Consider the following 15,129-nt stretch of genomic DNA (forward strand, 5'->3'; position numbering starts at 1 on the left):
AGGATCTGATCACCATGAATTACGCAAACCCAACCAAACTCCAGGCCGCCATCCTCGACTGGGCCGGCACCGTGGTCGACTTCGGCTCCTTCGCGCCGACGCAGATTTTTGTCGAAGCCTTCGCCGAGTTCGACGTCCAGGTCTCCATCGAAGAGGCCCGCGGGCCGATGGGCATGGGCAAGTGGGACCACATCCGCACCCTGTGCGATCAGCCGGAAGTTGCCGAGCGTTATCGTGCCGTGTTCGGCCGCACGCCGACTGACGATGACGTCACCGCGATCTACAAACGTTTCATGCCGCTGCAAATCGAGAAAATCGCCGAGCACTCGGCACTGATTCCGGGCGCACTCGACACCATCGCCAACCTGCGTCAGCAAGGGATCAAGATCGGCTCCTGCTCCGGTTACCCGAAACAGGTCATGGACAAGGTGGTCGAACTGGCGGCCACCAACGGTTACGTTGCCGATCACGTGGTCGCCACCGACGAAGTGCCTAACGGCCGCCCATGGCCAGCCCAGGCACTGGCTAACGTGATTGCGCTGGGCATCGACGACGTCGCGGCTTGCGTGAAGATCGATGACACCGTGCCGGGCATTCTCGAAGGTCGTCGGGCCGGCATGTGGACCGTCGCGCTGATCTGCTCCGGTAACGCGCTGGGTCTGGACTACGAAGGCTTCCGCTCCCTTGGCAGCGACGAACTCGCCAGTGAACGCAAACGCATCCACGCAATGTTTGAAGGCTCGCGGCCGCACTACATGATCGATACCATCACCGACTTGCCGCAAGTGATTGCCGACATCAACAAGCGTCTGGCCAAGGGTGAGATGCCGCAAAGCAGTTGATTTACCCAAAAGCACCGCTGTCCTCTGTAGGAGCGAGGCTTGCCCGCGAAGACGTTCTACCAGCCGACATCCCTGTTGAATGTGCAGACGCCTTCGCGGGCAAGCCTCGCTCCTACAAGGGACAGCGGTGCTTTTTTCTGTCTGTTACCTGAACCAGAGCATTGAACCTTGACCAGGATCAGGCAGCCCGCTCGAATCAGGCTTACAGTTGAGGAACACCGTCGACCAAGAACGGTGGCCGACCTGTGAGGAACACCGTATGCCGTGGAAGAATTCCGACTCACGCTACAGCACCGTGTCGATCGCGCTGCATTGGTTGATGCTGGTTTTGCTGGCGCTGGTTTACGCCTGTATCGAATTTCGCGGGATCTTTCCCAAGGGCAGCGGTGGCCGGACGCTGATCGTTGAATCGCACTTCATGCTCGGCTTGACGGTCTTCGTGCTGGTCTGGTTGCGGCTGTTCGCTCGCAGCCTGGGCCCGGCACCACAGATCTTCCCGGCCTCGCCGCACTGGCAGACCGTGCTGGCCAGACTGATGCACTGGGCGCTGTATATTTTCATGATCGCGATGCCGATTCTCGGCTGGCTGGTGACCAGCGCCAAGGGGCATCAGGTGATGTTTTACGGCTTTGATCTGCCGTTGCTGGTCTCGGAGGACAAGGTGCTGGCCAAGCAAATCGAGGGTTGGCATGTGCTGGGTGGCACCATCGGCTATTGGCTGATTGGCCTGCATGCGGTGGCGGGGATTTATCACCATTACGTGGTGGGCGATAACACACTGCTGCGGATGATGCCGAAGCGCGGTTGAACACGGTCATGTAGCAGCTGGCGAAGCCTGCGTTCGGCTGCGAAGCAGTCGTAAATCCACGCAACTCGGTTCAGCTGATGCATCGCGTTCACTGATTTTACGACTGCTTCGCAGCCGAACGCAGGCTTCGCCAACTGCTACATGGGATGGCGTGCTTATCGGAATCCCCGGCGGCCCTGCAAGCCGCCGGTGTGGATGAAGATCAGACGCGTACCCTTTTCGAATCTTCCAGCCTCGACTTGTTGCTTGAGCATCAGCAAAGCCTTACCCGTGTACAACGGTTCGAGAGGGACACCCGTGGCCTGTTCGGCCTGGTCGATGAAGTCGAGTAACAGCGGATCGACTTTGGCAAAGCTGCCGCGGCTGGCGTCGAACAGCTCATAAGCCGGTTCCTGCAAACCTGCCTCTCGGACAATCGATTCGACCTGCTGTGCCACGCCATGATCGTCGGGCACCGCCAGCGCGCCGTACACCGGATGTTCGCCCGCCTCGGCCAGCGCCAACCCTGCCAGGGTTGTGCCGGTTCCGCAGGCCAGCCACCAACCGTCGTAATCGCTCCAACCCAGGTTGCCCACTTGCTCAAGGACCATTGCCTTCAACTGCATGCAGCCACGCGCCCCACGCAGACCACCGCCACCTTCGGGCACTGGATGAAGGTCGGGATATTGCGCCTGCCATGGTTGCCAGAAACCCGGTTCGTGTCGCGCTCGATAACCGCCATAACCCAACCAGTGCAATTGCATGCCGAACGCTTGCAGGTCCTTCACCGTCGGCGTTTCTTGCGGATGACCGCGCAGCAGGCCAACCGTTTTGAAACCGAAGCGTTTGCCGGCGGCTGCCAGTGCGTGCAGGTGATTGGAATGGGCACCGCCCAGGCTGATGATGCCCTGGGCTCCGATCTGGTTGGCGGCTTTGAGGTGTTCGATGAGCTTGAACCACTTGTTGCCGCTGATCAGAGGGTCGATCTGGTCGAGTCGCAGGATGGCGACTTCGATGCTGGCCGAGGTGAGCCATTCGAGGTGAAGGGGTTCGAGTGGGGCTTGGGGGAGCCAGTTGCTGGTAGGGAGAAGCATGGGCGTCTGATTGCTCGAAAAGAGCCGGCATTCTAGTCGCTCATAGGCAGCCATCGCGAGCAAGCTCGCTCCCACAGGGTTTTGTATCGGTCACAAAATTTGTGAACAACACAGAACCTGTGGGAGCGGGCTTGCTCCGGGCGGCGTTCCGACGATGGCCATTGGCAGATTTGGCCTGCTAATTACAACTCAGCAGCCAACCGTGAACCCTGATTGATCGCGCGCTTGGCATCCAGCTCCGCTGCCACGTCCGCGCCACCAATCAAATGCACGTTCTGCCCCGCGGCCACCAAACCGTCCTGCAACTCACGTAACGGATCCTGCCCGGCGCAGATCACGATGTTGTCCACTGGCAGCACCTGCGGTTCACCGGTTTCGCCGATGCGAATGTGCAGGCCTTCGTCGTCGATTTTCAGGTACTCAACGCTGTTGAGCATCTGTACCTGCTTGTTCTTCAGACCGGTGCGATGAATCCAGCCGGTGGTCTTGCCCAGGCCGTCACCGACCTTGGATTTCTTGCGTTGCAGCAGGAACACTTCACGCGCCGGTGCATGCGGTTCAGCCTTGATGCCGGCGACACCGCCGCGCGCTTCCAGATGCGTATCAATGCCCCATTCCTTCCAGAACGCTTCGCGGTCCTGACTGGTGGCCACGCCTTGGTGAACGAGGAATTCCGACACGTCGAAACCGATACCGCCCGCGCCAATCACCGCGACACGCTTGCCCACCGGTTTACGCTCCAGGATCACGTCCAGGTAGCTCAACACCTTGGCGTTTTCAACGCCGGGAATCGCCGGAGTTCTTGGGGCGATACCGGTGGCCAGGATGATTTCGTCATAACCGCCCTCAACCAGTTTTGCCACGTCGACACGCGTGTTCAGGCACACCTCGACATTGGTGGTCTGCAACTTGCGGTTGAAGTAACGCAGGGTTTCAAAGAACTCTTCCTTGCCCGGTACACGCTTGGCAACGTTGAACTGACCGCCAATCTCGCTGGCCGAATCAAACAGCGTCACCGAGTGACCGCGCTCAGCCGCCACCGTGGCCGCGGACAGGCCCGCAGGACCGGCACCGACCACGGCAATTTTCTTGATTTGCTGCACCGGCAGGTAGTTGAGTTCGGTTTCATGGCACGCGCGCGGGTTCACCAGGCAACTGGTCAACTTGCCGCCAAAGGTGTGATCCAGGCACGCCTGGTTGCAACCGATGCAAGTGTTGATTTCATCGCCACGGCCAGCGGCCGCCTTGTTGACGAAGTCCGGGTCGGCGAGGAAGGGCCGCGCCATGGACACCATGTCGGCATCGCCTTCGGCCAGAATCTGCTCGGCCACTTCCGGGGTGTTGATACGGTTGGTGGTGATCAGCGGAATGCTCACCGAACCGCGCAGCTTGGCCGTGACTTTGCTGAACGCCGCACGCGGCACTTTGGTGGCGATGGTCGGAATCCGCGCTTCGTGCCAGCCGATGCCGGTGTTGATGATGGTCGCGCCGGCCTGCTCGATGGCTTTGGCCAGGGTCACGATTTCTTCCCAGGTGCTGCCGCCTTCCACCAGGTCGAGCATCGACAGGCGGAAAATGATGATGAAGTTCGGGCCGGTGGCTTCACGCACGCGACGGACGATTTCCACCGGCAGGCGCATACGGTTTTCGTAGCTGCCGCCCCAACGGTCGGTGCGGTGGTTGGTGTGGGCGGCGAGGAACTGGTTAATGAAATAACCTTCGGAGCCCATGATCTCGACGCCGTCGTACTCGGCTTTTTGCGCCAGGGTCGAGCAGGTGACGAAATCGCTGATTTGTTTCTCGATGCCTTCCTCGTCCAGCTCCTTCGGCTTGAACGGGTTGATCGGCGCCTGAATGGCGCTCGGTGCGACCTGTTTCGGGCTGTAGGCATAACGGCCGGCGTGGAGGATCTGCATGCAGATCTTGCCGCCCGCCTCGTGCACCGCGCGGGTCACGATCTGGTGCTTGAGCGCTTCTTCCTCGGTGGTCAGTTTGGCCGCACCGGAATACACCCCGCCCTCATCGTTCGGGCCAATGCCACCGGTGACCATCAGGCCGACACCACCGCGGGCACGCTCGGCGAAGTACGCCGCCATGCGTTCGAAACCGCCGGGTTTCTCCTCAAGACCGGTGTGCATCGAACCCATCAAGGTACGGTTGCGCAGCGTGGTAAAACCCAGGTCCAGCGGGGCCAACAGGTGCGGGTAATGAGCGGCGGCCATTTGTAACTCCACATCGAGCGATCACGGAAAAAATGCAGGAGCTCTTCGGCTCCCGTCAGTCATGTTGGACAGACTAAGAGTCGCGCCTCTGTCACTCAATGACCGAAACTGACAACTTATTGATCCAAATGTGCAGCGCCCCTTGGCAAGCGCCGACAGGCGCCCTACCCTAGGCGCGAACCCTGCACACGGCTGTTGACTGTTTCCCCATGCGCAAACTTCTGTACCTGACTTTCTCCATGGCATTGATTGCCGCCCTTACGACCTACGCCATGTGGGCCGCGGACCGTCCGGTGGGTCATTACCTGTCGGACCTGCGGATCTATCTGGCGGTCGATCAAGGCACACCCGCTGATCGCGGCAATCTGCTGGGCATCCAGCCCGAGCTGTTCCCCACCGACTATCAAAGCCCCGAACGCCTGCACCGCAAGCTTGCCGCCTATCTGCAGAAGGCCCAGGACCAGGGCTTGCTGAATGAAAAGACCGTCGTCGTGTTGCCCGAACACATCGGCACCTGGCTGATGGTCAGCGGCGAGAAAGATGAGCTGTACCAGGCGACCACGCTGAAGGAAGCGATGAATTGGCTGGCGGTGAGCAATCCTGTGCAGTTCGTCCGCGCGCTGATAAGCGCCAAGGGCGACAGTCGTCTCGACGACGCCCACTTGCGGATGAAGGCCAAAGGCATGGCCAAGGATTATCAGGCACTGTTCGGGGGGCTGGCGAAGGAGTTCCACGTGACCCTGGTGGCCGGCACTATTGTGTTGCCCGAGCCGAGCATCATCGACGGCACGCTGAAAGTCGGTCACGGCGCGTTGTACAACAGCAGCGTGGTGTTCGGTCGCGACGGGCTGCCGGTCGGCCAGCCGCAACGCCAGATGCATCCGGTGTTTGCTGAGCAAGACGTTATCGAAGCCAATGGCGAGCACACGCTCAACGTCGTCGACACACCGGCCGGACGCTTGGGCGTACTGATCGGCAGCGACAGCTGGTACCCGGACAACTACCGCAAACTCGACGCCCAAGGCGCCCATCTGGTCGCGGTCCCCGCGTATGTCGTCGGCCGTGACACCTGGGACAAACCGTGGCGTGGTTACAAGGGTTTGTCGACGCCCGGCTCGGTGAGCCTCAAGGCCGGTGAGCTCAGTGAAGGCCAGGCCTGGCATCGTCTGACACTGACCGGCCAACCGCCGAGCAGCCAGGCGACTGCCGGAATGAGCGTGTTTCTGCGCGGTCAGTTCTGGGACAAGGGCAGCGCGGGTCAAAGTTTTCTCAGCAACAACGGGCAACAGTTCGCCGACGGCAATGCCCGTGGCGCGCGGTTGCTGAACCTCTGGTTGTAAACCATGAAACCGCTGCCGATGCGCCTTGGGGATCTGTCGGTGGGCTTTGTTCATAGCCTGGCCGACGCGGTGCGCAGCCATGGTGAGGATCCGCAGCCTCTGCTTGACCAATACGGCCTCGATGCAGCGCGCCTGGCCGAAGCGGGAGCCCGGTTGTCGATCCCGCGCTACATGCGCCTGGGCCACGGCGCCATTCAACTGACCGACGACCCGGCGCTGGGTTTGCGCATGGGCCAACTCAGTCGCCTGAGTCAGGCCGGCCTGGCGGGGGTCACCGCCGCTCAGGCGCCGACGGTTCGAGAAGCGGCGCGCTGCCTGATTCGCTTTGAAGCCTTGTATGGCTCCAACTATCGTGGCCAGTCGAGTTTTCACGAAGACGCTCAGGGCGCATGGCTTCGGTTTTACTCCATCAGCCCTTACAACGCCTACAACCGCTTCGTGGTGGATTCGATCATCGCCGGGTGGCTGCATCAATTGTCCAGCGTGAGCCCTGCCCCGCTTCGCGCTGAACGGATCGAGATTGAATTTTCCGAACCGGATTATCGTGAGGCGTATGCGGTGCTGGGCGATTGTCCGATTCAGTTCGGCGCCGAACACAATCAGCTGCGCCTGAGTCTGGCCAGCCTCGCCCAACGCAACCCGGAGCACTGCCCGAGTACCTGGCGACACTTGCTCCAACTCTGTGAACGGGAACTGGAGCAACTGACACGCACCCGCAGCCTGCGTGAACGCATCACTCAGTTGCTGGGGCCGTTACTCAATGGTGGTCGGGAACCCGACCTGGAAGAAGTGGCGGCACGCCTGAAGCTGCCGACCTGGACCTTGCGTCGCAAACTCGCCGAGGAAGGCACGCAATTTCGCGCCATTCTCAACGACACTCGCCGCGACCTGGCCATGACCTACATTCGCGACACTGAACTGGCGTTCGGTGAAATCGCCTACTTGCTGGGTTTTGCCTCAGCCGAAGCTTTCCAACGCGCCTTCAAACGCTGGAACGGCCAGACGCCCGGCGAGTTTCGCCGCAGTCATCGCCAATCCGCGTGATGCCTACAGCTCTGTAGCGTCTTCCGCTGGCTCCAACGGATCCAGTTCAAAAGCCTGATACTCGAGCAGCTCTTCTTGATAATCGTCCATCGTGAAATCCCCCTACCGCTCGTTTAAAAAATGCCTGAATAAATGACCAACGCCCTGAGCATAAAGTGCCCGCGTGAAAGAAAAATGACGCAGGCGCACCGCTCAGCGGCTACTTATAAAACGTAGCAGGCGGTCAGGAATTTATCACAGGATTTTTTCGATAGAGGCTGTAGGAATACAGCCAGGGTTGACGCGGATCAATTTAAAACCATGACGGGGTCGGTGTGGTCTGAACCGATCCCGTTACGTCAGGTGCGAGTTACTGCCTGGAGACAGGCATCGCCGGAATCGGCTCTGTCGGTGGCGGCAGATTCGATTGAGCCGGTGGCGTGACGGTTTCTGCGGCAGGAGCCGGCTCGGTATTGGACGGGGTAATCGGCGCTGTCTCTGGCGGCGGTGCGACAGGTTCAGAGGCCGCAGGTGCTGGTGCAGGTTCAGCCGCCGGAGCGGGCGCTGGCTCGACAGCCGGCGTCGGCGTCGGCGTCGGCACCAAAGGCGCCGGAGCAGCCTTGACCTCAGGCATGCCCAGGTCAGTTTTAGGCTTCTCGACGATGTGCGCAGCCTTCTTCGCTTCCGGCGGCAGGAACAGCTCGACCAGCGCAAAGAAACGCTCGTAGAACTTGGCCGACGAGACAGTTTCGCTGGCGACCTTGACCATTGAGTCGTCGGACGAGCCGATCGGCATCGACACCGAACCCAGCACACCCACGCCCACGCTGGCGGAGTTGTTGGTCTTCTTCAGTGCATAACGGTCCTGCAGGGCGTTGGCGAACATGGTCGCATGATGGCCCTCACTGCCGTCATCGGCACAGACCACACTGAAGCTGATCTCCATGTGGGTCTCGCCGGTCTGCTGGAAGCTTTTGTGTCCGCTGACCAGTTTCGGGTCGGCGCTGGTGATGATGTAGCCCTGGCTGAGCAACGCCCGACGGGCGGCTTCGCACGTCTGCGCATCAGTCACCGGGTAATTGCGCGAAAACGTCCCGGAGTCATCAAAGTTCTCATGCTCATAGATGGGGGTTTTCTTCGACGAGCAGCCGGCAACGGTGGCCAGCAACAGCGCCAGCCCGACCACACGCATGGGAATTGATTTAAACATTGAACATCCTGAGGAAAACAGTCCGGGGCGTATTGTGCAACAGATCGATGCTTAGCGGAGCATCGATTAGTGTCTTAAAACATTTACATATTTACTGACTGTCGTTTACGGGAAAAAGTCCTTTTCGAGGGAAGATCAAAGGTTCCCCTGTGTAAGCGCCTCCAGCCTCGAATCGCACCCATAAAAAACCCCGGCCTTTCGGCCGGGGTTTTTGTGTAGCAGGCAACTCAATCAAGTATCAGAAACGCTTGATCTCGGCCTGGCTTTCCAGCTGTTTGCGGTAGGCCGCAAAGTCCTGCTGGCCAATGCGCGAGGCGAGGAAGCGACGGTACTGAGCCTTCTCTTCATCGGTCGGCGCAGCGGCTTCGTTCACGCCGTTCAGACGCACGACCACCAGGCTACCATCGGCCAGGGTCACGCTGCTGAAGGTCGGTTTGTCCTTGGCGGCAGGCTTCGGCATACGGAACAGTGCTTGCAGCACAGTTGGGTCAATCCCTTCCTGAGCGCGAGTAGCGGCTTCAGTCACTTTCCAGCTCTGACCGTCGATCGCCTTGTTCAGCGGGGTCTTGCCATCGCGCAGGCTGGCGATCAGCTCATCAGCCTTGGTCTTGGCGGCAGCACTGGCGTGCTCCTTGGCCAATTGCGCACGAATGCTGGCATTCACGCTTTCCAGCGGCAGTTGCGCAGGCTTCAGGTGCTCCTTGGCGCGCAGCACGATCACGGTTTCCGGGTCCAGTTCGATGGCGGTGCTGTTGGCACCTTCATCCAGCACTTCAGGACTGAACGCAGCGGTGATCACGGCACGGTTAGCCGAAACACCCTCGCCACCCTCACGGCCAAACGGCTTGGAGGTGTGAACAGTCAGCTTCAGGTCTTGCGCCGGCTGAGCCAGATCGGAAGATTCGAACGAGGAGTCTTCCAGTTGCTTGGTCGCCTCGACGAAACGCTGCTCGACCTGCTGAGTTTTCAGCTCACGGGTCAGCTTGTCTTTCAGGCTGGCAAGCGTCGGAACTTCCGGTGCTTCAACGCCCAACAGTTTGATCAGGTGGAAACCGAAGTCGGTGCGAACCGGCGCCGACACCTGATCCTTGGCCAACGCATACAGCGCTGTTTCGAACGCTGGATCGTAGACACCAGGGCCTGCGTAGCCCAAGTCACCGCCATTGTTCGCCGAACCTGGGTCCTGGGAGAATTCCTTGGCCAGCGCCTCGAATTTCTCGCCTTTGGCCAGACGTGCCTGGATGTCTTCGATCTTGGCCTTGGCTTGCGCCTCGGTCATTTTATCGTTCACTTCGATCAGAATGTGCGCAGCCCGGCGTTGCTCGGACAGGTTCGCGATTTCTTTCTGATACGCCGCTTGCAGGTCTTCGTCTTTCACGGCGACCTGATCAAAGAAGGAAGACTTCTTCAATTCGAGGTAATCGATGACGACCTGATCCGGCGTCATGAATTCCTTGGCGTGTTCGTCGTAGTAGGCCTTGACCTCATCGTCGGTCAGCTTCACCGCTGCCGGGTCAACCTTGACGTTCAGGGAAGCAAAATCGCGGGTCTGTTTTTCCAGACGGGCGAAAGCCAGAACCTGTGCGTCGGTGACGAAACCGCTACCCGCCAGGCCCGCGCGAAGCTGACCGATCAGCATTTCCTGAGCCAGCATCTGGCGGAACTGCATGCGGCTGTAGCCGAGTTGACGAATCACCTGGTCGAAACGCTCAGGACTGAACTTGCCATCCACCTGGAATTCAGGCGTTTGCAGGATCACTTGGTCCAAAGCCGCTTCGGAGAAAGCGAATTTCGATTCTTCTGCGCCTTGCAGCAGCAGTTTGCGGTCGATCAAGCCTTTGAGGGCCGATTCGCGCAGCATTTTTTCGTCGAGCAAGGAGGCGTCGAAATCCTTGCCCAGCTGTTGCATGAGTTGACGGCGTTGCATATCGACCGCCTGGCTCAGCTCGTTCTGGCTGATTTCTTCGCCGTTGACTTTGGCCGCGTCATTACGACTGGTCGTGGCCTGAAAAATGGCGTCGAAACCGGTCAAAGCCATCAGTGCAACGATGACCCCGATAATGGTCTTGGCAATCCAGCCTTGTGAATTGTCCCTGATATTCTGCAGCATGCGTCCCCCAGAAACGGTTGAACTTCAAAATTAGGCAACCGTGGAGCGTGGGTAGAATCCGGATAGAAGAAAGGCGCATCCGAGGATGCGCCTTCTCGTAACTGGCGGAGCGGACCAAGGGTTCGAACTTGCGACCCTCGGAGTCTCGGACCGGCAACTTGCCGACTGGACTACCGCTCCGCTGCCAGGTCAGGCTTGACCCCGACCCGGATAGGCAAAAACCTGAAGCGAACTTAGTTGACAGCTTCTTTCAGTGCTTTACCGGCTTTGAAACCTGGTTTTTTGGCTGCAGCGATTTCCAGCGTCTTACCGGTCTGTGGGTTACGACCAATGCGAGCTGGACGATCGGTGACGGAGAACGTACCGAAACCAACCAGAACAACAGAGTCGCCAGCCTTGAGAGCGCCAGTGACGGATTCGATTACAGCGTCCAGCGCACGGCCAGCAGCAGCTTTCGGGATATCAGCGGATGCAGCGATAGCATCAATCAGTTCCGACTTGTTCACTCTAAGTCCCCTTATATCTATTTGAGTATGATTCTAAGTTTTTTGGTGAAAGCAAAAACGAGTGCTGAATGGCCTACAGACACTTAAGAGCCGCTTTATAACAAGGGCTCTAAAAAGCTGTCAACAAGCCACCCAGGCAAATGCGTACTAATGCGTGCTAATTCTTTCCTTAGAGTCAGACTCGCGTTTTTCATCCTTTGCAACTATCTCTGGAACCACATCAGGCAGCGGCTCCGGCGCGTATTGCAGCGCAATTTGCAGGACCTCGTCAATCCATTTAACTGGTTTAATCTGCAGATCTTGCTTGATATTGTCAGGAATTTCCTTCAGATCGCGTACGTTCTCTTCAGGAATGATCACTGTCTTAATCCCGCCACGGTGAGCAGCAAGCAGTTTTTCCTTCAAGCCGCCGATCGCCAGCACTTGGCCACGCAGGGTAATTTCGCCTGTCATCGCGACGTCTGCACGCACCGGGATTCCGGTCAATGCCGACACCAGGGCCGTGCACATGCCTACGCCGGCGCTAGGGCCATCCTTCGGGGTCGCCCCTTCCGGCATGTGAATGTGCGTGTCGCGCTTCTCGTGGAAGTCCAGGGGAATCCCCAGGCTCTTCGCGCGACTGCGGACAACGGTCAGCGCGGCAGTGATCGATTCGACCATCACATCGCCCAACGAGCCGGTCTTGATCAACTGGCCTTTACCCGGCACGACAGCGGCTTCGATGGTCAGCAATTCGCCACCCACCTGAGTCCATGCCAGCCCCGTCACCTGACCGATCTGATCCTGCGATTCGGCCAGACCGTAGCGGAATTTGCGCACACCCAGGAAGTGTTCCAGCATCTCGGCAGTGACCTTCACCGAGAAGCGTTTTTCCAGTGCATGCTCTTTGACCGCCTTGCGGCAAACCTTGGCAATCTGGCGTTCCAGCCCACGTACACCGGCTTCGCGGGTGTAATAGCGGATGATGTCGCGGATCGCTTCGGCGTCGAATTCCAGCTCGCCTTTCTTCAAGCCGTTGGCCGTAATCTGCTTTGGTGAAAGGTATTTGACAGCGATGTTGATCTTCTCGTCTTCGGTGTAACCCGGCAGACGAATCACTTCCATCCGGTCGAGCAGCGCCGGCGGAATATTCATGGAGTTCGAGGTGCACAGGAACATCACATCGGACAGGTCGTAGTCGACTTCCAGATAGTGATCGTTGAAGTTGTGGTTCTGCTCAGGATCGAGCACTTCCAGCAACGCCGACGCCGGATCGCCACGCATGTCGCTGCCCATTTTGTCGATTTCATCGAGCAGGAACAGCGGGTTGCGGACGCCCACCTTTGTCATCTTTTGAATCAATCTTCCCGGCATCGAACCGATGTAAGTCCGGCGATGACCGCGGATTTCCGCTTCATCACGCACGCCACCGAGGGCCATACGGACGAATTTGCGGTTGGTGGCGTGAGCGATCGACTCCGCCAGAGAGGTTTTACCCACCCCAGGAGGACCCACCAGGCACAACACCGGCCCACGAATTTTCTTCACACGCTTTTGCACGGCGAGGTATTCGAGGATCCGCTCTTTGACTTCTTCCAGACCGTAGTGGTCTGCGTCGAGAATGTCTTCTGCGCGCGCAAGGTCCAGACGCACTTTGCTCTGAGCCTTCCACGGCACTTGAACCAGCCAGTCGATGTACGAACGCACCACGGTCGCTTCCGCGGACATTGGCGACATTTGTTTGAGCTTGTTCAATTCACCCTGGGCTTTGGCCAAGGCATCTTTCGGCAGGCCGGCGGCATCGATGCGCTTTTTCAGCTCTTCGATTTCGTTGTGGCCTTCGTCGCTGTCGCCAAGCTCTTTCTGAATGGCCTTCATCTGCTCATTCAGGTAGTACTCGCGCTGACTGCGCTCCATTTGTTTTTTGACACGACCGCGAATGCGTTTTTCGACTTGCAGCAGATCGATCTCGGCATCCAGCAACGCCAGGACGTGCTCGACCCGGGCCGACAAATCGATGATTTCGAGGATTTCCTGCTTCTGCTCGATCTTCAGGGCCATGTGGGCGGCCATGGTGTCGACCAGGCGACCTGGCTCGTCGATGCTGTTGAGCGACGACAGGACTTCAGCCGGGACTTTCTTGCCCAGCTGCACGTATTGTTCGAACTGAGCCAGCAGGCTGCGAACAAACACTTCCGACTCGCGCTCAGGCGCGTCGACTTCGTCGATCAGCGAGACTTCGGCACGGCAGTGGCCGTCCACTTCGCTGAAGCGCTCCACGGCGCCCCGCTGCTCACCTTCGACCAGAACCTTGACGGTGCCGTCAGGCAGCTTGAGCAGCTGCAGAACGGTCGCAATTGTACCTACGCGATAAAGTGCATCTTCACCGGGATCGTCGTCAGCAGGGTTTCTCTGAGCCAGCAGAAGGATCTGCTTGTCGCCCGTCATCGCGGCCTCGAGGGCTTCGATGGATTTCTCGCGCCCCACGAACAGCGGGATAACCATGTGCGGATAAACCACAACATCACGCAATGGCAGGAGAGGCAATTCGATGGTTGTCTTCATGATTTCGCCTCTACGGCGGCCATAAGGCCGTAAACAGATGGAAGTAAGCTTGAAACCAAGATGGGGGCTGCTTTGAAAAAAAACAAGCGCAAAGAGGGTGTTAAAAATGCTTTAAAAGAAAAGGGGCCCGAAGGCCCCTTCTTTGTTCCAGCTGCCTGACGCTTAAGCGTCTGGCGCAGCCTTGGCAGCAGGCTCACTGTTTTCGTAGATATACAGTGGCTTGGACTTGCCTTCTATAACGCTTTCGTCGATCACTACTTTACTCACCTCGGATTGCGAGGGGATTTCATACATAGTGTCGAGCAATACGCCTTCGAGAATCGAACGCAGTCCACGGGCACCGGTCTTGCGTTCCAGGGCACGTTTGGCGACCGATTTCAGCGCATCGGCCCGGAATTCCAGGTCCACGCCTTCCATCTCGAACAGCTTGGCATACTGCTTGGTCAGAGCATTTTTCGGCTCGGTGAGAATCTGCATCAACGCCGCTTCATCAAGCTCGTCCAGCGTGGCAAGGACCGGCAGACGACCGACGAATTCCGGGATCAGACCGAACTTGACCAAATCGTCAGGCTCGACTTCACGCAGGGATTCACCGACTTTCTTGCCTTCTTCCTTGCTGCGTACTTCCGCGTTGAAACCAATGCCGCCCTTGGTGGAACGGTTTTGAATAACCTTTTCCAGCCCGGAGAATGCACCGCCGCAGATGAACAGGATGTTACGGGTGTCGACCTGAAGGAATTCCTGCTGCGGATGCTTGCGACCACCTTGAGGCGGAACGGAAGCGACCGTACCTTCGATCAACTTGAGCAGGGCCTGCTGCACGCCTTCACCGGAAACGTCCCGGGTGATCGACGGGTTGTCAGACTTGCGCGAGATCTTGTCGATCTCATCGATGTAGACAATGCCCATCTGGGCTTTTTCCACATCGTAATCGCACTTCTGCAACAGCTTCTGAATGATGTTCTCGACATCTTCACCCACGTAACCCGCCTCGGTGAGGGTCGTTGCGTCGGCGATGGTGAACGGAACGTTCAGCAAGCGAGCCAGTGTTTCGGCAAGCAGGGTTTTACCCGAGCCTGTCGGGCCGATCAGCAAGATGTTGCTTTTGCCGAGTTCGACGTCGTCATTCTTTTTGTCGCGCTGGTTCAGACGCTTGTAGTGGTTGTACACCGCTACGGCCAGAACCTTTTTCGCACGTTCCTGACCAATCACGTACTGATCAAGGATGCCGCTGATTTCTTTAGGCGAAGGCAATTTATGCGCGCTGCTTTCGGCCTGGGCTTCCTGCACCTCCTCACGGATGATGTCATTGCACAGGTCGACGCACTCGTCGCAGATAAAGACCGAGGGGCCGGCAATCAATTTGCGCACTTCATGCTGGCTTTTGCCACAGAAGGAGCAATAGAGCAGCTTGCCGTTGTCCTCGCCGTTGCGGGTGTCAGTCATTCGTT

11 protein-coding genes are annotated in these 15,129 nt (G+C 58.5%); 4 read left to right on the forward strand and 7 right to left on the reverse strand.

The features are described from left to right. Positions 1 to 14 precede the first annotated feature (14 nt). A complete protein-coding gene (gene phnX, locus ACYZT6_RS16800) occupies positions 15 to 842 on the forward strand; it encodes a phosphonoacetaldehyde hydrolase (protein WP_462027863.1) in 828 nt (275 codons plus the stop codon). 259 nt (positions 843 to 1,101) lie between these two features. Further along, the gene (locus tag ACYZT6_RS16805) at positions 1,102 to 1,650 is read left to right on the forward strand and encodes a cytochrome b (RefSeq protein WP_462027864.1); all 549 of its coding nucleotides are present in this window, start codon (positions 1,102 to 1,104) and stop codon (positions 1,648 to 1,650) included. A gap of 155 nt (positions 1,651 to 1,805) precedes the next feature. On the opposite strand, the gene ACYZT6_RS16810 is transcribed toward ACYZT6_RS16805, so the two are convergent. Beyond that, a complete protein-coding gene (locus tag ACYZT6_RS16810) occupies positions 1,806 to 2,723 on the reverse strand; it encodes a 1-aminocyclopropane-1-carboxylate deaminase/D-cysteine desulfhydrase (protein ID WP_462027865.1) in 918 nt (305 codons plus the stop codon). A 182-nt stretch (positions 2,724 to 2,905) separates the two neighbouring features. After that, positions 2,906 to 4,945 carry an oxidoreductase gene (locus tag ACYZT6_RS16815; RefSeq protein ID WP_462027866.1) on the reverse strand — a complete coding sequence of 680 codons (2,040 nt, stop codon included), beginning with the start codon at positions 4,943 to 4,945 and terminating at the stop codon, positions 2,906 to 2,908. A 209-nt stretch (positions 4,946 to 5,154) separates the two neighbouring features. Between ACYZT6_RS16815 and ACYZT6_RS16820 the strand changes: the two genes are divergently transcribed. Both ACYZT6_RS16820 and ACYZT6_RS16825 read left to right on the forward strand, forming a co-directional pair. Continuing rightward, positions 5,155 to 6,285: a carbon-nitrogen hydrolase family protein gene (locus tag ACYZT6_RS16820; protein WP_462027867.1), complete on the forward strand. Its 1,131-nt coding sequence runs from the start codon at positions 5,155 to 5,157 to the stop codon at positions 6,283 to 6,285. 3 nt (positions 6,286 to 6,288) lie between these two features. Further along, a complete protein-coding gene (locus ACYZT6_RS16825) occupies positions 6,289 to 7,329 on the forward strand; it encodes an AraC family transcriptional regulator (RefSeq protein WP_462027868.1) in 1,041 nt (346 codons plus the stop codon). A 349-nt stretch (positions 7,330 to 7,678) separates the two neighbouring features. On the opposite strand, the gene ACYZT6_RS16830 is transcribed toward ACYZT6_RS16825, so the two are convergent. The 5 genes from ACYZT6_RS16830 to clpX all read right to left on the reverse strand — a co-directional run bounded on the left by ACYZT6_RS16830 (position 7,679) and on the right by clpX (position 15,124). Beyond that, positions 7,679 to 8,518, reverse strand: a complete 840-nt coding sequence (locus ACYZT6_RS16830; RefSeq protein ID WP_462027869.1) for a DUF2242 domain-containing protein — start codon at positions 8,516 to 8,518, stop codon at positions 7,679 to 7,681. A gap of 238 nt (positions 8,519 to 8,756) precedes the next feature. Beyond that, on the reverse strand, positions 8,757 to 10,628 hold the full coding sequence (locus tag ACYZT6_RS16835; RefSeq protein ID WP_462027870.1) for a SurA N-terminal domain-containing protein: 1,872 nt from the start codon (positions 10,626 to 10,628) through the stop codon (positions 8,757 to 8,759). A 233-nt stretch (positions 10,629 to 10,861) separates the two neighbouring features. Further along, positions 10,862 to 11,134, reverse strand: coding sequence for an HU family DNA-binding protein (locus tag ACYZT6_RS16840; RefSeq protein ID WP_002552737.1), 273 nt, complete (start codon positions 11,132 to 11,134; stop codon positions 10,862 to 10,864). Between the two features lie 147 nt (positions 11,135 to 11,281). Next, positions 11,282 to 13,678 carry an endopeptidase La gene (gene lon / locus ACYZT6_RS16845; RefSeq protein WP_010458711.1) on the reverse strand — a complete coding sequence of 799 codons (2,397 nt, stop codon included), beginning with the start codon at positions 13,676 to 13,678 and terminating at the stop codon, positions 11,282 to 11,284. A gap of 162 nt (positions 13,679 to 13,840) precedes the next feature. After that, positions 13,841 to 15,124, reverse strand: coding sequence for an ATP-dependent Clp protease ATP-binding subunit ClpX (gene clpX / locus ACYZT6_RS16850; protein ID WP_007946893.1), 1,284 nt, complete (start codon positions 15,122 to 15,124; stop codon positions 13,841 to 13,843). Positions 15,125 to 15,129 lie beyond the last annotated feature (5 nt).

It is taken from the genome of Pseudomonas sp. RT6P73 (assembly GCF_054897715.1).